Origin of the sequence: Streptomyces sp. NBC_00576 (assembly GCF_036345175.1) — a bacterium.
Taxonomy (GTDB): domain Bacteria; phylum Actinomycetota; class Actinomycetes; order Streptomycetales; family Streptomycetaceae; genus Streptomyces.
Genome location: NZ_CP107780.1, coordinates 7,386,767 through 7,403,470, shown reverse-complemented (window position 1 = coordinate 7,403,470; position 16,704 = coordinate 7,386,767). Strand labels below are relative to the sequence as shown.

Annotated in this window: 16 protein-coding genes; 11 read left to right on the top strand and 5 right to left on the bottom strand. The window is 71.2% G+C overall.

Annotation, left to right across the window (positions count from 1 at the left end; translation table 11 throughout):
• Window positions 1-300: 300 nt before the first annotated feature.
• Window positions 301-1,239 carry an EamA family transporter gene (locus OG734_RS32275; protein WP_330290959.1) on the bottom strand — a complete coding sequence of 313 codons (939 nt, stop codon included), beginning with the start codon at window positions 1,237-1,239 and terminating at the stop codon, window positions 301-303.
• A gap of 146 nt (window positions 1,240-1,385) precedes the next feature.
• On the opposite strand from OG734_RS32275, the gene OG734_RS32270 reads away from it, so the two are divergent.
• A complete protein-coding gene (locus OG734_RS32270; protein ID WP_330290958.1) occupies window positions 1,386-1,895 on the top strand; it encodes a MarR family winged helix-turn-helix transcriptional regulator in 510 nt (169 codons plus the stop codon).
• Between the two features lie 68 nt (window positions 1,896-1,963).
• Here OG734_RS32270 and OG734_RS32265 read toward each other — a convergent pair whose 3' ends face one another.
• From OG734_RS32265 to OG734_RS32255, 3 genes are all read right to left on the bottom strand, one after another.
• Window positions 1,964-2,224 carry a hypothetical protein gene (locus tag OG734_RS32265; protein WP_330290957.1) on the bottom strand — a complete coding sequence of 87 codons (261 nt, stop codon included), beginning with the start codon at window positions 2,222-2,224 and terminating at the stop codon, window positions 1,964-1,966.
• A 76-nt stretch (window positions 2,225-2,300) separates the two neighbouring features.
• Window positions 2,301-4,469 (bottom strand): 4-alpha-glucanotransferase, encoded by a 2,169-nt coding sequence (malQ, locus tag OG734_RS32260; protein ID WP_330290956.1) that lies wholly within the window; start codon window positions 4,467-4,469, stop codon window positions 2,301-2,303.
• Complete coding sequence (locus OG734_RS32255) at window positions 4,470-4,766, bottom strand: hypothetical protein (protein ID WP_443065112.1); 297 nt, start codon at window positions 4,764-4,766, stop codon at window positions 4,470-4,472.
• A 163-nt stretch (window positions 4,767-4,929) separates the two neighbouring features.
• On the opposite strand from OG734_RS32255, the gene OG734_RS32250 reads away from it, so the two are divergent.
• The 3 genes from OG734_RS32250 to OG734_RS32240 are packed head-to-tail and all read left to right on the top strand — an operon-like array spanning window position 4,930 to window position 7,564.
• Window positions 4,930-5,463: a PadR family transcriptional regulator gene (locus OG734_RS32250; RefSeq protein ID WP_330290955.1), complete on the top strand. Its 534-nt coding sequence runs from the start codon at window positions 4,930-4,932 to the stop codon at window positions 5,461-5,463.
• Window positions 5,460-6,191, top strand: a complete 732-nt coding sequence (locus tag OG734_RS32245; protein ID WP_330290954.1) for an ABC transporter ATP-binding protein — start codon at window positions 5,460-5,462, stop codon at window positions 6,189-6,191. Before OG734_RS32250 ends, OG734_RS32245 begins: the two co-directional genes overlap by 4 nt.
• A complete protein-coding gene (locus OG734_RS32240; RefSeq protein WP_330290953.1) occupies window positions 6,188-7,564 on the top strand; it encodes an ABC transporter permease in 1,377 nt (458 codons plus the stop codon). The genes OG734_RS32245 and OG734_RS32240 overlap by 4 nt, the downstream gene beginning before the upstream one ends.
• A 142-nt stretch (window positions 7,565-7,706) precedes the next feature.
• On the opposite strand, the gene OG734_RS32235 is transcribed toward OG734_RS32240, so the two are convergent.
• Entirely contained in the window at window positions 7,707-8,243 is a 537-nt protein-coding gene (locus OG734_RS32235; RefSeq protein WP_189148973.1) for an HNH endonuclease, read from the bottom strand.
• 335 nt (window positions 8,244-8,578) lie between these two features.
• Here OG734_RS32235 and OG734_RS32230 point away from each other — a divergent pair, with 335 nt between their 5' ends.
• The 7 genes from OG734_RS32230 to OG734_RS32200 all read left to right on the top strand — a co-directional run bounded on the left by OG734_RS32230 (window position 8,579) and on the right by OG734_RS32200 (window position 16,601).
• Window positions 8,579-9,673, top strand: coding sequence for a mechanosensitive ion channel family protein (locus OG734_RS32230; RefSeq protein WP_330290952.1), 1,095 nt, complete (start codon window positions 8,579-8,581; stop codon window positions 9,671-9,673).
• A gap of 212 nt (window positions 9,674-9,885) precedes the next feature.
• Complete coding sequence (locus OG734_RS32225) at window positions 9,886-11,097, top strand: ROK family transcriptional regulator (RefSeq protein WP_330290951.1); 1,212 nt, start codon at window positions 9,886-9,888, stop codon at window positions 11,095-11,097.
• Window positions 11,098-11,168: 71 nt separating this feature from the next.
• Window positions 11,169-12,506, top strand: coding sequence for an ABC transporter substrate-binding protein (locus OG734_RS32220; protein WP_330290950.1), 1,338 nt, complete (start codon window positions 11,169-11,171; stop codon window positions 12,504-12,506).
• Window positions 12,507-12,508: 2 nt separating this feature from the next.
• Window positions 12,509-13,453, top strand: coding sequence for a carbohydrate ABC transporter permease (locus tag OG734_RS32215; protein WP_330290949.1), 945 nt, complete (start codon window positions 12,509-12,511; stop codon window positions 13,451-13,453).
• Window positions 13,454-13,466: 13 nt separating this feature from the next.
• On the top strand, window positions 13,467-14,366 hold the full coding sequence (locus OG734_RS32210) for a carbohydrate ABC transporter permease (protein ID WP_330293866.1): 900 nt from the start codon (window positions 13,467-13,469) through the stop codon (window positions 14,364-14,366).
• Window positions 14,367-14,373: 7 nt separating this feature from the next.
• On the top strand, window positions 14,374-15,639 hold the full coding sequence (locus OG734_RS32205) for a 6-phospho-beta-glucosidase (RefSeq protein ID WP_330290948.1): 1,266 nt from the start codon (window positions 14,374-14,376) through the stop codon (window positions 15,637-15,639).
• The gene (locus OG734_RS32200) at window positions 15,630-16,601 is read left to right on the top strand and encodes an N-acetylglucosamine kinase (protein WP_330290947.1); all 972 of its coding nucleotides are present in this window, start codon (window positions 15,630-15,632) and stop codon (window positions 16,599-16,601) included. The genes OG734_RS32205 and OG734_RS32200 overlap by 10 nt, the downstream gene beginning before the upstream one ends.
• Window positions 16,602-16,704 lie beyond the last annotated feature (103 nt).

Sequence of the window (16,704 nt, the reverse complement as noted above, 5' to 3'; positions counted from 1 at the left end):
GCGCCGTTCGGCGTACCAGGGGAAACGTGGTCCACCGCGATCCCGTCAGCCGACCGGCGCCGGTCGTCGGCGGCAACCGACTGCCCGGCACGGTGTACACAGCCACGCCGTCGATCCGCGCCGAGGTCGCCGCCCTGCCCGCCCGACCCGCCCAGCCGTCCGATCACCGGCCCCGAAGCAGGCCTACGCACCCGCGCCTGCCCCACCACCGTCGCCCCGATCGAGCGGCGGAGCGTCCCGGTCTGCCAGGGAGCGCCGTTCGGCGTACCAGGGGGAACGTGGTCCGGTCCGACCGCTCGATCAGCGCCGCGCCGCCAGAACGGGAACTCGCGCCTCCCCCTCCCCGGAACCGGACACCGGCCCCGAAGCAGGCCTGCGCACCCGCACCTGCCCCACCACCGTCGCCCCGAACGCCAGCCCCATGCCCGCCAGTTGGACCGGGGTCAGGGCCTGGCCGAGGGCTGCCCAGCCGACGATCGCGGCGGTCAGCGGGGAGAGCGGGCCGAGGAAGGTGACCTGGGTCGCGGTGAGGCGGCCGATGCCACGGAACCAGAGCCAGTACGCCACCGCCGTGTTCGCCAGCGCGAGGTAGAGGTACCCGGCGGTCGCACGGCCGTCCAGCGCGGGCGGGGCGCCCTCGACGAGCAGGGCGAGGGGCGCGATGAGCAGGCCGCCGGCGGTCAGCTGCCAGCCGGTGAGGGCGAGCGGGCCCACGCCGTCCGGGCGGCCCCAGCGCTTCGTCAGTACGGTGCCCGTCGACATCGACGCGGTGGAGGCGAGGGCGGCCAGCACGCCCACGGCGTCCAGCGCCCCGGCCGCCTTCAGGACGACCAGGCTGACGCCGAGCGCCGCCGCGACTCCGGTGAGCAGGGTGCGTATGGCCGGCCGCTCACCCAGAAGCATCGCCGCGAGCCCGGCGACGAACAGCGGGCCCACCGACCCGACGACCGCCGCCATACCGCCCGGCAGTCGGTACGCGGACAGGAACAGCAGCGGGAAGAAGGCGCCGATGTTGAGCGCGCCCAGGACCGTCGCCTTCCACCACCAGGCGCCGCGCGGCAGCACCCGGGTCAGCGCGAGCAGGACGAGACCGGCGGGCAGGGCGCGCAGCAGGCCGGTGAAGAGGGGGCGGTCGGGCGGGAGGAACTCCGTCGCGACGGCATACGTGGTGCCCCAGGAGATGGGCGCCAGGGCGGTGAGGGCGATGACGGGGACGAGGGCGGAGCGGTTCGCGGGCATGCGGCGCACCCTTCGGAGTAGGTCGGCAATAAGTAGCTTAGCGCTAAGCTACTTAGCGTCAAGCCAGTGTCGAGCTACTACTGAGCTACTGCCGAGCTACTTGCTTGCGAGTGACTGTTCACCCGGCCCTCGGCGATACTCGGCGCATGAGTGCACAGCCGCCGCAGCGCAGGGACCCCGTCGACGCGATCATCGACCAGTGGGCGATGGTGCGGCCCGATCTCGACACCGCCGCGATGGAGGTGTTCGGCCGCGTCTACCGGCTCGCGCGCGCCATGGGCGACCGGACGGAGAAGGCGTACGCGCGGTTCGGGATCGCGCGCGGCGAGTTCGATGTCCTCGCGACCCTGCGACGGGCGGGCGAGCCGTACACGCTCTCGCCGCGTCAGCTGTCGTCGACGCTGATGCTCACCACCGGCGGGATGACCGGCCGTCTCGACAAACTGGAGCGGGCCGGGCTGGTTCGCCGCTCCCCCGACCCCCATGACCGGCGCGGCCTCCAGGTCACTCTCACGGAGGAGGGGCTGAGCCGCGTCGACGAGGCGGTGGGCGTCGGTGTCGCCGCCCAGACGGAGGCGCTGGCCGCCCTGGACGCCGAGCAGGCCGGCCAACTGGCCGACCTGCTACGGGAACTACTGGCGGCGGCAGAGGGCTGAAAACACGCCGAGGGCGCCGTTCTCACCCATACCGGACGGGATGAGAACGGCGCCCTCGGAACGAAAGGTCAGGCCTTCGCCTTGGCGGGCTTGGTCTTCGGGGCGCGGTCCGTGGAACCGTCCAGGACCATCACCAGGCCCGCGATGACCGCGAACAGGGCGATCGGGGCGGCGACGTAGAGGCCCAGCGTATCGATGACGCTCAGGCCATGGCCGGGGTCGTCACCGTCGTCGCGGGTGACCGCGAGCGCGGGAGACGTCATGAGCAGCATCATCAGCGCCGTACCGGCGACCAGGGCACCGGCGCGCAGGCCGTTCTTGTTGTCCACGGTGCAAAAGTAGCGAACGCCCGGCGGGGCCGCGCGCCCGGGGTGCCGTATGAGGGCCCGGGGCGCCCACCACCGCTCAGCCGGCCGCCTTCTCGGCCCCCTCCCGCAACACCTCCACCAGCGCCCACAGCCGCGACGACCCCGCCAGCTCCTCCAGCGTCACCGGCCTGCCCTCCGCGTCGGCGATGGGCAGCCGCCAGTTCGGGTACTGGTTCCACGTACCCGGCAGGTTCTGCGGGCGGCGGTCGCCGACGCCGTCCGGGAGCCAGACGCCGATCATGCGGGCGGGCGTGCGGAGCAGATAGCGGTGGACGGCCTGGATCTCGGCCTCCTCCGACGTCTCCGAGCGACCGCCGCTGCCCCCCTTCAGCAGGCCGAGGCGGGAGAGCAGGGTCAGCCACTCGTTCGTGTCGGCGGCAGCGGCGGCCCGTTCCTCGGCCAGGGGGTTGGTCAACAGGCCCAGCCGGTCGCGGAGTTCGACGTGGTCGCCGGTGAGGCGGGCGGCCGTGGGCGGCAGGTCGTGGGTGGTGACGGTGGCGAGACAGTCGGCGCGCCAGTGGTCGGGGGGCAGGGGGCGCCCGTCGCCGTCCCAGTCCCGTTCGAACCACAGCACGGACGTGCCGAGCACCCCGCGTTCGTGCAGCGTCTCCCGCACCCCCGGCTCCACGGTCCCCAGGTCCTCGCCGATCACGACCGCCCCGGCCCGCGAGGCCTCCAGCGCGAGGACGGCGAGCATGGCCTCGGCGTCGTAACGGACGTACGCCCCCTCCGTCGGCGCCAGCCCCTGGGGCACCCACCAGAGCCGGAAGAGGCCCATGACGTGGTCGATGCGCAGAGCACCCGCGTAGCCGAAGAGGGACCGCAGCAGCTGGCGGTAGGGGGCGTAGCCGGACTCGGCCAGGCGGTCCGGCCGCCAGGGCGGCAGGCCCCAGTCCTGGCCGCGCGCGTTGAAGGCGTCCGGGGGCGCGCCGACCGACATGCCGGCCGCGAAGTACTCCTGCTGCGCCCAGGCGTCAGCACCCCCGGGATGCACTCCGACGGCGAGGTCGTGCACGATCCCGACCGGCATGCCCGCGTCGCGTGCCGTCCGCTGGGCGTCGGCGAGTTGGGTGTCGGTGAGCCAGGCGAGGCGGGAGTGGAAGTCGACGCGGTCCATCAACTCGCCCCGGGCGCGGGCGGTTTCGGCCGAGCGGGGGTCCTGGAGACCGGCCGGCCAGCGTGACCAGTCCGAGCCGTGCACCTCGGCCAGCGCACACCAGGTGGCGTGGTCCTCCAGTGCCTCACCGGCCCGGGCGAGGAAGTCGGCGTAGGCGGCCTGCCGCCCTGGCCCGAGCGGTACGGCGCACACCGACTCCAGTGCCTCGCGCTTGAGTTCCCACACGGCGTCCCGGTCGATCAGCGCGCCCTCGTGCAGCACCGACTCCCGCAGCCGCCCGGCCCGCTCCAGCAGCCCGCGCACCCGCTCACGGCGTACGGCCTCCTCGATGTACGCGAACTCGGGGATGTCCTCGACCCGCAGATGCACGGGATCGGGGAAGCGGCGGGAGGACGGCCGGTACGGGGACGGGTCGGTCGGCGCTCCGGGAACGGCCGCGTGCAAGGGGTTGACCTGCACGAATCCGGCGCCGAGTGCCCGCCCGGCCCAGGCGCTCAGCTCACCGAGATCACCCAGGTCGCCCATGCCCCAGGAGCGCTGGGAGAGCAGGGAGTAGAGCTGGACGAGGAGGCCGTACGAGCGTCCGGTGGGCGTGGGCAGCCGGGCCGGGGCGACGACGAGGTGGGCGTGGGCGATGCGGCCGTCGGGTGCCACGGCATCCAACTCATGGACTCCCGGCGGGAGTTGGTCGACGGAGTCGCAGATGTCGCCCTGCTCGGTGCGGATGCGCAGGCGGGTGCCCTCCGGCAGTGCGGCCAGCGCGGTCGCCGTACCGTCGGCGCCGCACACCACCGTCGGGGGCAGCAGCCGCGCCCCCAGTTCCCGTTCCCGGGCGGCGAGGGCGGCCCGGACGGCGTCCGGGGTCACCGCGTCGACGCCGAGCGCGGCCAGCACGGCGACGAGCGCGGCGTCGGAGGCGGCGACCGTACGGTCCGGGGAGGGGCGGAAGGAGGGGGCCACGCCGTGCAGCTCGGCGAGGCGGGCGAGCGCGAGCCGTTCCTCGGACCGACCCTCCCCGCCCTCCCTGCTCTCGTGGAACTCGTCGCTCTCATGGCTCTCGGCGGGGTCGGCCGGCGTGTGTACGGACATCTACAGCCCCGTGAGTTCCGACAGTGCCGGAACCGGGCCCTCGTACAGCCCCGTGGGGTCAGCTTCGGCGTCGGCGTGCTCGCTCGTCATCGCCTCCGCGTCGGCGAGCGGGGGCTCGCTGGTGAGGGGCTCGGCGGCGGGCAGCGGCGGCTCGCTGGTGAGCGGCGCCTCGGCGGCGGCGCTCTCGGCGCTGAAGATGTATGCCGGTACGGCCACGGAGGCCTCCTTGTCGCGTACGACGGCTGACGGCGGTTGGCGGGTTTCTTTCGCAGGCCTACCCAGTGGGCGCGACCGCAGACGTAGGTGAACGGACGAACCACGGTACCGCCGGTCACATTCCGCGATTCTTCCGCCGCCCTCCGGACGAAATCCCCCACCTTCCCGTCACGCCCGCTTCTCCCTCCAGTTTCCCGCCAGCCACTATTCACTCAGTACATGTAGCGGGTGCATAATGGTCCGCATGAGCACCCGCCACATCCTGCTCGGGCTGCTCGCCGGAGGGCCGAGCCATGGCTACGACCTCAAGCGACGGCACGATGAACGCTTCCCGCAGGCCCGGCCGTTGGCCTACGGGCAGGTCTACACGACCCTGCAGCGCCTGGTGCGCGACGGGCTCGCGGAGGTCGACGGCACCGACGCGGACGGCGGCCCGGAACGGACCAAGTACCGGACGACCGGCGACGGAGAGCATGAACTCGCCGACTGGGTACGGCAGATCAGCGCCCCCGCGCCGCACGTCGTCAACGAGATCTTCGCCAAGGTCGTCGTCGCGATCCTGGCCGGCGGGGACCCGGCCGCGTATCTGCTGGACCAGCGCGCCGCGCACATGAGGCGGATGCGGGAACTGACCGCGGTCAAGACCGCGCCGGGCTCGGACCTCTCGACGGTGCTCTCGGCGGACTACGCCCTCAACCACCTTGACGCCGACCTCCGTTGGATGACCTCCACGGCGGCCCGGCTCACCACACTGACCGCGGAGGTCGACACGGCATGACCACCACCAACGGGGAACTGTCCGACGGGCAACTATCCACCGGGGACGCCGCACCACCCCTGCTCACGGCCCGCCGCCTGTCCAAGGCGCACGGCAGGACACCGGCGCTGCGCGGCGCCTCGGTCGAGCTGCGGGCCGGCGAGATCCTGGCCGTCACGGGGGCCAGCGGCAGCGGGAAGTCGACGCTGCTGCACTGTCTGGCGGGGATCGTCCGGCCGGACGCGGGCACTGTCGAGTACGGCGGTGAGCGGCTCGACACGCTGCCCGAGCGGCGGCTGAGCGAGCTGCGGCGCACCGAGTTCGGCGTCGTCTTCCAGTTCGGGCAGCTGATTCCCGAACTGACCGTGCTCGACAACGTGGCGCTGCCGCTGCTGCTCGCCGGGACCACGCGCGCGGCGGCACACGAGCGGGCGGGCGAGTGGCTGGAGCGGTTCGGGGTGCTCGGGCAGCAGGTGCTGCGGCCGGGCGAGCTGAGCGGCGGCCAGGCGCAGCGCGTCTCGCTGGCCCGGGCCCTGGTCACCGGCCCGAAGGTGGTCTTCGCCGACGAGCCGACCGGCGCGCTGGACTCCCTCGCGGGCGAACAGGTGATGGCGGCACTGACACACACGGCCCGTGAGTCCGGCACGGCGGTCCTGCTGATCACGCACGACGCCCAGGTGGCGGCGTACGCGGACCGCGAACTCAGGCTGAGCGACGGCGCCGTGGCCGCGGCGGAGGTGACGTCGTGACACCGAAAGTTTCCCGGAGCAGCTCCCTGCGTACCGATCTGCGGCTCGCCTGGCTGCTCACCCGGGGTTCCGACCGGCGGGAGTGGTGGCGGGTCGCGCTCACGGGGATCGGGGCGGTACTCGCGACCGGGTTCGCGCTGGCCGCTGTGGCCGTCGCCTCGATACGCGGTTACCGCCAGGTGCCATTCGGCAACGGGCTGCTGGACCGGCCCGGCGAGCGCTCCGGCGTGGTCCTCGCCCTCGTGCTGCTGCTCGTGCCCGTGCTCGGGTTCCTCGGGCAGTGTGCGCGGGTCGGGGCCGTGCACCGGGACCGGCGACTGGCCGCGCTGCGGCTGGCGGGGGCCGGCGCGGCGCAGGTTCGGCGGATCGCGGCACTGGAGACGGGGCTTGCCTGTCTGCTCGGCTCGGCGCTCGCCACCGTGTTCTCCGTGCTGCTCCTGCTGGGCGAGTGGCCGCAGCCGCCGGTGCTCCTCTGGTTCGGGATCGCGCTGGTCGCGGCGGCCGTGCCGGTGGTGGGCGCGCTGGTGAGCGTACTGGCGCTGCGCCGCGTGGTCGCCTCGCCGCTGGGCCGGGTACGGCGGGTGCCTCCGCGCGAGGGGCGTGGTCCGGGGATGCCGATCCCGATGGCGGCCCTGGGTCTGCTGTTCGTGGGGCTGCTGCTGGCGCCGAACACGTTCGGCGGGTACGAGACCGCGCCGGTGCTGGTGTTCGCCGTGGTGATGATCACCGGTGTGGGCGCCCTGTGGCTGACCGGCGCCACCGCCCGGTTCACAGGGCGGATCCTCGCGGCCCGTACCGCCGATCCGGCGACGCTGATCGCGGCGGAACGGCTGCGCGACGACCCGTGGGCCGCCGCCCGCACCCATGCGGCGGTGCTGCTGGTGACCATCGTGGGCACCGGGTTCGTCGGCATCCGGGAGGTGCTGCTGACCTCGCTCCGCGACCGCGGGGAACACATGCTGGCCTCGCCCATGTCCTTCTACACCACCGGCGTCGATCTGACCGGCGCCGCCGTCCTGGTCGCCCTGGTGATCACGCTGTGCGGGCTCGGCGTCGGCACCGCCGAGTCGGTGGCGACCCGCCGCCGGGGCCTGGCCGCCCAGGCCGCCGCCGGAGTCCCGCGCGCGGTGCTCGGCCGGGCGCTGCTCCTGGAGACGGCCCTGCCACTGGCGCCGGCGCTGCTCCTTGCGGGCACCGGGGGCCTGCTGATCGGCGGCTGGTTCGCGACGATCGCCCAGGACGGCAGCCGCTCGGTGCCGTACACGGCGCTGCTGGTCCCGCCGGCGGTGTACGTGTCCTGCCTGCTCGCCGCGGCCACCTCGCTGCCGTTGCTGCGCCGCTCGGTGCATCCGGCGGAGCTGCGGTACGTGTGAGCGGCCGGGCATGAGCGATCCGGCCCTGGGGAACGGGGGTTCCCGGGGCCGGATCTCATCCGTACCGTACGAAAAACCCGTACACGCGTGCGGGTACTGGTTCTCGATATTCAGGATATTCAGGTATACGAAAGCCCGGACGTCAGGCTGAGATGCCGTCGATCCGGGCCATCGCGTCATCCGCGCCGTACGGCTGCAGGTATGGCAGCCAGCGCGGGTCCCGGTGCCCGGTGCCGATGATGCGCCAGGCGAGGCCGGTGGGCGGGGCGGGTTTGTGGCGCAGCCGCCAGCCGATCTCGAAGAGATGGCGGTCCGCCTTGGTGTGGTTGCAGCGACGGCACGACGCCACCACGTTGTCCCAGCGGTGCTGGCCGCCTCGGGAACGTGGGATGACGTGGTCGACGCTGGTCGCGGCGGCGCCGCAGTACATGCACCGGCCGCCATCGCGGGCGAACAGTGCCCTACGGGTCAGTGGAACGGGCCCCCGGTAAGGAACCCGGACGAACCTCTTCAGCCGGACCACGCTGGGTGCGGGGACAGTAACGGTCGCGCTGTGCATGAAGGCGCCCGATTCCTCCAGGGAGACTGCCTTGTTCTCCAGGACGAGGACGAGCGCGCGGCGGAGCGGTACGACGCCGAGTGGCTCGTACGACGCGTTGAGTACCAGGACATGCGGCACGGATGCCTCCTTGGGCGTCGGCGGCGCGTGGCTCGCGCCGGGACGATCTGTAGTCAGTCTCCCCTCTCGCCTGGCGGCAGCGCCACCACGTCCCGGTAACGGGCTGGGAGTGTTTTCGACCACACCTTGTGTCATGCCCCGGGACCACACCCTCTTCATCCCCAGGTGGGCACGGTCTCTCCCTCGAACATGGCGCCGATCCCCACACGCTCCCCCGTTAGTGTGGTGGTTCTGCCCTTCCGGTGACCTTTCCGTGACCTGAACCACAAGCTCGACGTCGAGCTGACCGACGTAGCCATCCGTACCGGGGGCAGGCCGCTCTGGAGGTTCCCGCCGTGTCCTTGCCCGTCGTCCTACTGGCCGCCGGTTCCACCCCGTCACCGACTCCCTCGGAGTCACCGACCGCGCTGGTCCCGTCGCTCCAGGACGCCCAGGAGCGCGCGACCAACGCCGCGAGCTGGGTCGAGCAGAACTGGTCGACCTGGCTGTCGATCGGACTGCGGGTCCTGCTGATCGTGGTGATCGCGGCGGTGCTGAGAATGACGTTGCGGCGGGCGATCACCAAGCTCATAGATCGCATGAACCGCACCGCGCAGGCGGTGGACGGCACGGCGTTCAGCGGTCTGCTGGTGAACGTGGAGCGGCGTCGCCAGCGTTCGCAGGCGATCGGCTCGGTGCTGAAGTCGGTGGCGAGTTTCCTGATCATGGGCACGGCCGCCCTGATGGTCCTCGGCACGTTCGAGATCAACCTCGCCCCGCTGCTCGCCTCCGCCGGTGTCGCGGGCGTGGCGATCGGTTTCGGCGCCCGCAACCTGGTGACGGACTTCCTGTCCGGCGTGTTCATGATCCTTGAGGACCAGTACGGCGTCGGGGACACGATCGACGCGGGGGTCGCCTCGGGCGAGGTGATCGAGGTGGGCCTGCGGGTGACGAAGCTGCGCGGCGACCAGGGCGAGATCTGGTACGTGCGAAACGGCGAGGTCAAGCGCATCGGCAACCTCTCGCAGGGCTGGGCGACGGCCGGCGTCGACGTGACCGTGAGCGCGGACGTGGACCTGGACCGACTGAAGGCGACGCTCGCCGAGGTCGGCGAGAAGATGAGCCGGGAAGAGCCCTGGAACGAGCTGCTGTGGGGCCCGATCGAGAGCCTGGGCCTGGACAGCGTGCTGCTGGACTCGATGGTCGTCCGGCTCTCGGCGAAGACGATGCCGGGCAAGTCCCTGACGGTGGAGCGCGAACTGCGCTGGCGCGCCAAGCGGGCCCTGGACGCGGCGGGCATCCGCATCGTGGGCGGCACCACGGTCATCCCGGAGGAGGATCCGACCGTGGACCCGGCGGCGGCGGTCGCGGCCCCCTCGGTGTACTCGAACACCGCCTCCCCCCAGGCGGAGGCGGCGACCCCGATCGCACCGGCCCGGCCCGTCCGGTAGGCGGTACACGACCCGAAGCAGCCTGTACGAGAGAGGCGGCGTCCCCGATTCGGGGGCGCCGCCTCTCTTCATTGCCCATTGCCCCTTGACGTCCCCCTTGGTCCGGTTCTATCTTCTCGCCATCCGATAGGAAACCTTCCTAACAGTCATCGTGGAAAAACCACTACCGGTGACCGTGGAAAACTGGGCGACGGAAAGGCAGGTGCAGACCCATGGCAGGAACCGCAGGCACGCCAGGCACTCCCCGCGTCCTGCGCGCCATGAACGACCGGGCCGCCCTGGACCTCCTCCTGGAGCACGGCCCTCTGTCCCGCACCCGGATCGGCAAGCTCACCGGCCTCTCCAAGCCGACCGCCTCACAGCTCCTCGCCCGCCTGGAAGCGGCGGGACTCGTGCTGGCGACCGGCACCAGCGAGGGCCGACCCGGCCCCAACGCCCAGCTGTACGAGGTCAACCCGACCGCCGCGTACGCCGCCGGACTCGACGTCACCCCCGAACGCGTCCTCGCCGCCGTCGCCGACATCACCGGCCGGACCGTGGGCGAGTTCGAACTGCTCACCCCCGGCAAACGCCCGGCGCGGCCCGTCGTCCAACAGGTCACCGACGCCCTGGACGGTGCCGTCAAGGCGGCGGGACTGGCCCGGGGCGACCTGCGGCGGCTCGTCATCGGAACGCCCGGCGCGTTCGACCCGGGCACCGGCCGGCTGCGCTACGCCGCCCACCTCCCGGGCTGGCACTCCCCCGCCCTCCTCGACGAACTCGCCGCCGCGCTCCCGATGCCGGTGGAGTACGAGAACGACGTGAACCTCGTCGCCATCGCCGAACAACAACTCGGTGCGGCCAGAGGACACGACGACTTCGTCCTCCTGTGGAACGAGGGCGGACTCGGCGCCGCGCTCGTCCTCGGCGGCCGGCTGCACCGCGGCTGGACCGGCGGCGCCGGCGAGGTCGGCTTCCTGCCCGTGCCGGGCACACCCCTCGTCCGGCAGGTCAGCAGAACCGGCAGCGGCGGCTACCAGGAGCTCGCCGGTTCGCAGGTCATTCCCCGGCTCGCCCGCGAGCTGGACATCAGCCCCGTCCCGAACGGCCCGTACGCCGAGGTCGCAGCCGCCCTCGTCGCCCAGGCCGCCGACATCAACGCGGGCCCGCACCGGCGGCTCCTCGAAACGTACGCGACCGGCCTGGCCACCGGTCTGGCCTCGCTCGTCTCCGTCCTCGACCCCGAACTCGTCGTCCTCAGCGGCGCCTCCCTGACCGCGGGCGGCGAACCCCTGCGCGGTCTGGTCCAGGCCGAGCTGGAGGAACTGGCCGCGGCCCGGCCCCGGCTGGTCGTGGGCGACGTACGCGAACACCCCGTGCTGCGGGGCGCGCTGGAGAGCGCCCTCGCGACCACCCGCGACGAGGTCTTCGACACCTCCCGCTGAGCACCCGCACTTCCTGTTCCGCCCCTCACCAGTCCCCTGCCCTGCCACGCCCTTCCCTGGGAGACCTCGCCATGCCCGGAATATCAAGAAAAGTCGCCGCCGCACTCGCCGTTTCCGCCTCGACAGCCCTCCTCGCCACGGCCTGTACGGGCCAGTCGTCATCGGGCGCGGAGGACGACGCCTCCAAGGACACGACCATCACCTTCTGGCACGCCTGGAGCGCGCCGAACGAGGTGGCGGGCGTGAAAGCGCTGATCGCCGGCTTCGAGAAGGCCCACCCCAACATCCATGTGAATGTCGTCGGCAACATGACCGACGACAAGATGAACCAGGCGCTGCGCGCGGGCGGCAGCAAGGCACCCGACGTGATCTCGTCGTTCACCACCAACGGCGTCGGCAAGTTCTGCTCGTCGGGCGCGCTGGTCGACCTGAACCCGCTCTTCGAGAAGGCCGGCATCGACCCGGCGACGACCTTCCCGAAGGCGATGAGCGAGTACACCCAGTACGACGGCAACCGCTGCGCCGTCCCGCTCCTTGGCGACGCGTACGGCCTCTACTACAACAAGACCGCCTTCCAGAAGGCCGGGATCACCAGCCCGCCGAAGACCTGGTCCGAGTTCGAGGCCGACGCCAAGAAGCTGACGGTTCCCCAGGGCGACACGTACAAGCAGCTCGGTTTCATGCCGGACTACCACGGCTGGGAGACGACCACCGACCACTACATGGGCCAGTTCGGGCCGACGTACTTCGACGCGTCCGGGAAGTCGACGATCGCCACCGACCCGGCCGTGGCCGGTGCCTTCGCCGTGCAGAAGAAGCTCGTCGACGACCTCGGCGGCTTCAAGAAGCTGGAGAAGTTCCGCTCGGGACTCGGTGACGAGTGGGGCCCCAAGCACCCCTTCCAGACCGGCCAGGTGGCCATGCAGATGGACGGCGAGTGGCGCCTGGGCATGGCGCTGGACGCGAAGCCCGACTTCGAGATCGGCGTCGCCCCGCTGCCCGTACCCGACGACCAGGCCGACCAGTACGGCAAGGGCTACATCACCGGGACCATCGCCGGTATCGCCGCCACCAGCAAGAAGCAGAACGCGGCCTGGGAACTGGTGAAGTACATCACCACGGACACGGACGCGGTGGTCGGCTTCTCCAACGCGATCCACAACGTGCCCTCCACGCTCGCGGCGCTGAAGTCCCCGAAGCTGAAGTACGACCCGCGCTTCAAGACCTTCCTCGACATCGCCGCGAACCCCGACTCGTCCACCTCGCCGGCCTCGATCAACGGTGGCGTCTACCTCACCACCATCCAGCAGCTCGGCTACGACTACGAGAGCGGCAAGGTCACCGACCTGCAGGCGGGCCTGAAGAAGGCGGCGGCGCAGATCGACACGGACATCGCGCAGGCGAAGTAGCCATGGCCGCCACCTACACCCTGCGGGCGAAGCACCGGCGTTCGAGGCTGCGCACCCTCGCCTTCCTCTCGCCCTGGCTGATCGGCTTCACGGTCTTCTTCGCGTACCCGATGATCTCGACGGTCTACTTCTCGTTCATGCACTACGACGGCTTCAAGCCGCCGACCTGGGTCGGGACGAAGAACTGGAAGTACGTCTTCGAGTCCTACCCCTTCTTCTGGCCCGCCCTGCGCAACACCCTGTGGCTGGTCGTGATCATGGTGACCCTCCGCGTCCTGTTCGGGCTGGGGATCGGCATGCTCATCACGAAGATCAAGACGGGTACGGGCGTCTTCCGCACCCTCTTCTACCTGCCCTACCTCGCCCCGCCGGTCGCCGCGACCATGGCGTTCGCGTTCCTCCTCAACCCCGGTACGGGACCGGTCAACTCCATGCTGGAGAGCATCGGCATCCCGGCGCCGGGCTGGTTCAACGACCCCAGTTGGTCGAAGCCGGCGCTCACCCTGATGTTCCTGTGGGGCGTCGGCGACCTGATGGTCATCTTCATGGCCGCGCTGCTCGACGTTCCGAAGGAGCAGTACGAGGCGGCGCAACTGGACGGCGCGTCGGCCTGGCAGCGGTTCCGGTTCGTCACGCTGCCCAACATCTCGCCGATCATCATGTTCGCGGTCGTCACGGGCGTGATCGCGGCGATGCAGTGCTACACCCAGCCACTCGTGGCCGGAAAGGTCGCCTCGGGCGTGATCCAGGGCGCGGGCACCAGTTTCCAACCCGGCTACCCCGAGTACTCCACCCTCACCCTCCCCCAACTCGTCTACAACCTCGGCTTCCAGCGCTTCGACTACGGCTCCGCCTGTGTCGTCGCCCTGGTCCTGTTCGCCCTGTCGATGGCGTTCACCGCGCTGTTGATGCGACGCCGCGGCGGTCTCATCCAGGCAGGTGACTGACATGGCCCAGGACATGGCTCAAGTACTGGAACGGCCCGTGGAGTTGAAAACCCCGGTCTCCCCCTCGCCCGCCGAGCGCACGGCCCGCCGAAAGGCGTTCCTGGAATGGATCGCCGTCCACTCCCTCGGCGTCGCGGCGGCCCTCTTCTTCACCCTGCCCTTCGTGTTCGTGTTCCTGACCTCGCTGATGAGCGACTCGCAGGCACTCAGCCGGGACCTGATCCCGCACACCTGGGAATGGTCCAACTACCGCAAGGTCTTCGACACCCCCGGCTTCCTCACCTGGTGGAAGAACACCCTGATCTACGCCGGACTGGGCACCGTCCTGGTCGTCGTCTCGTCCGTCCCCGTGGCGTACGCGCTCGCCAAGTTCCGCTTCCGGGGCCGGAATCTGACACTCATGCTGGTGATCTCGATGATGATGCTGCCTCCCCAGGTGGTCGTCATCCCGATGTACCTGTTCTGGGCGAAGCAGCTCGACCTGTCCGGCACGCTGTGGCCGATGATCATCCCGCTGGCGTTCGGCGACGCGTTCTCGATCTTCCTGCTGCGCCAGTTCCTGATGACCATCCCCAACGAGTACCTGGACGCGGCGAAGGTGGACGGCTGCGGCGATCTGCGCACCCTGCTGAAGGTCATCCTGCCGATGGCGAAACCCGGCATCGCGGCCATCGCCCTCTTCCAGTTCTTCAACGCCTGGAACGACTACTTCGGCCCCCAGATCTACGCCTCCGAGAACCCGGGCGCGTGGACCCTGTCCTACGGCCTGGAGTCCTTCAAGGGCGCCCACCACACCGACTGGAACCTCACCATGGCGGCCACCGTGCTGGTCCTGGCCCCCGTGCTCCTCGTGTTCTTCTTCGCCCAGAAGGCGTTCGTCGAAGGCGTCACTCTGACCGGCGTGAAGGGTTGATCCTGATATGAAACTCACCGTGGTCGGCGGCGGTTCGACCTACACCCCCGAACTCATCGACGGTTTCGCGCGATTGCGGGACACCCTGCCCATAGAGGAACTGGTGCTCGTCGACCCGGCCGCCGACCGCCTGGAGCTGGTCGGCGGGCTCGCCCGGCGCATCTTCGCCAAGCAGGGGCACCCCGGGCGGATCGTCACGACCGACGACCTCGACAAGGGCGTCGAGGGCGCCGACGCCGTCCTGCTCCAACTGCGCGTCGGCGGCCAGGCCGCACGGCAGCAGGACGAGACCTGGCCGCTGGAGTGCGGCTGCGTCGGCCAGGAGACGACCGGCGCGGGCGGTCTCGCCAAGGCGCTGCGCACGGTGCCGGTCGTCCTGGACATCGCCGAGCGCGTCCGCCGCACCAACCCGGACGCCTGGATCATCGACTTCACCAACCCGGTGGGCATCGTCACCCGCGCCCTCCTCCAGGCCGGCCACAAGGCGGTCGGCCTGTGCAACGTGGCGATCGGCTTCCAGCGGAAGTTCGCCGCCCTGCTGGGGGTGACCCCGGCCGACATCCACCTGGACCACGTGGGCCTCAACCACCTCACCTGGGAGACGGGCGTCCGCCTGGGCGGCCCCGAGGGCGAGGACGTCCTCCCCCGGCTCCTCGCCGAACACGGCGACCGGATCGCCGACGACCTCCACCTTCCGCGTCCCGTCCTCGACAGTCTGGAGACGGTGCCCTCCTACTACCTGCGCTACTACTACGCCCACGACAACGTCGTACGGGAGCTACGCACCAAACCCTCCCGGGCGGCCGAGGTGGCGGCGATGGAGAAGGAACTGCTGCAGATGTACGGCGATCCGGCCCTGGACGAGAAGCCGGAGCTGCTGGCCAAGCGCGGCGGCGCCTTCTACTCGGAGGCGGCGGTGGATCTGGCCGCGTCGCTGCTGGGCGGGGGCGGCAGTCCCTACCAGGTGGTGAACACGTACAACAAGGGAACACTGCCGTTCCTGCCGGACGACGCGGTGATCGAGACGCAGGCCGCAGTGGGCCGGCAGGGGGCGATTCCCCTGGCCGTCGAGCCTGTCGACCCCCTGTACGCGGGGCTGATCGCCAATGTCACCGCCTACGAGGAACTGGCCCTGGAGGCCGCGCTGCACGGCGGGCGGAACCGGGTCTTCCGGGCACTGCTCGCGCATCCGCTCGTCGGCCAGTACGACTACGCGGACACCCTGACCGACACCCTGATCGCGCACAACCGGGAGCATCTCGCGTGGGCATGACCGCACACGTCCTCGCCGTCGACGCCGGCAACAGCAAGACCGACGTGGCGGTGGTCGCCGCCGACGGGGAGGTGCTGGCCACGGCACGGGGAGGGGGGTTCCGGCCGCCGGCCGACGGGCTGGACGTGGCGGTCTCCGGCCTGTCCGACGCCGTCGCCGAGGCCTTCACCGCCGCCGGGGTCTCATCCGTCGACCGGGTATCGGCCTGTCTGGCGAACGCCGACTTCCCCGTGGAGGAACGGCAGTTCACCGCCGCGCTGCACGCACGCGCGTGGGGCGCCAGTGTCGACGTACGCAACGACACCTTCGCGATCCTGCGGGCCGGGATCACCGAGCCGCGCGGGGTGGCCGTCGTCTGCGGCGCCGGCATCAACTGCGTCGGGATGACTCCGGACGGCCGCACCGCCCGGTTCCCCGCGCTGGGGCGCATCTCCGGTGACTGGGGCGGCGGTTGGGGCCTGGCGGAGGAGGCCATGTGGCATGCGGCGCGGGCGGAGGACGGGCGGGGCGGGCCGACGGCGCTGGCCTGCGCCCTGCCCGCCCACTTCGGGCTCACCTCCATGTACGCGCTGATCGAGGCCCTGCATCTGGGGGACGTCGACAACGCCCGGCGCCATGAGCTGACGCCGGTGCTGTTCGCCACGGCGGCGGACGGTGACCCGGTGGCGGGTGCGCTGGTGGACCGACTGGCCGACGAGGTGGTGGCCATGGCCGCGGTCGCGCTCGGCCGCCTCGGTCTCCTCGAAGAGGAGACCCCGGTTCTGCTGGGCGGGGGTGTACTGGCCGCCCAGCACGCCCGGTTGACGGACCGCATCACCGAACTGCTGGCCGCCCGGGCACCCAAGGCCGTCGCCCGGGTGGTGACGGCACGGCCTGTGCTGGGGGCGGCGCTGCTGGGCCTGGACCACACGAACGCCCCGGCGGAGGTGCACGCGCGCGTACGCCGCTTCTACGAGGTCTGACCGGCTTCGTACGGGAACCGAACAGATTCCTCCAGCGTATTCATGGGCAGAGGGGTGGTGCGGGGAGCGCTCGTGTGTCCGACTGCACGGCAGCGCACCCCGA

Excerpts from the sequence above, each read along its gene's own strand:
- OG734_RS32205 (WP_330290948.1), top strand. The coding sequence starts at position 14,374 with ATGAAACTCACCGTGGTCGGCGGCGGTTCGACCTACACCCCCGAACTC.
- OG734_RS32270 (WP_330290958.1), top strand. The coding sequence starts at position 1,386 with ATGAGTGCACAGCCGCCGCAGCGCAGGGACCCCGTCGACGCGATCATC.
- OG734_RS32220 (WP_330290950.1), top strand. The coding sequence starts at position 11,169 with ATGCCCGGAATATCAAGAAAAGTCGCCGCCGCACTCGCCGTTTCCGCC.
- malQ (WP_330290956.1), bottom strand. The coding sequence starts at position 4,469 with ATGTCCGTACACACGCCGGCCGACCCCGCCGAGAGCCATGAGAGCGAC.
- OG734_RS32210 (WP_330293866.1), top strand. The coding sequence starts at position 13,467 with ATGGCTCAAGTACTGGAACGGCCCGTGGAGTTGAAAACCCCGGTCTCC.
- OG734_RS32275 (WP_330290959.1), bottom strand. The coding sequence starts at position 1,239 with ATGCCCGCGAACCGCTCCGCCCTCGTCCCCGTCATCGCCCTCACCGCC.
- OG734_RS32215 (WP_330290949.1), top strand. The coding sequence starts at position 12,509 with ATGGCCGCCACCTACACCCTGCGGGCGAAGCACCGGCGTTCGAGGCTG.
- OG734_RS32245 (WP_330290954.1), top strand. The coding sequence starts at position 5,460 with ATGACCACCACCAACGGGGAACTGTCCGACGGGCAACTATCCACCGGG.
- OG734_RS32225 (WP_330290951.1), top strand. The coding sequence starts at position 9,886 with ATGGCAGGAACCGCAGGCACGCCAGGCACTCCCCGCGTCCTGCGCGCC.
- OG734_RS32250 (WP_330290955.1), top strand. The coding sequence starts at position 4,930 with ATGAGCACCCGCCACATCCTGCTCGGGCTGCTCGCCGGAGGGCCGAGC.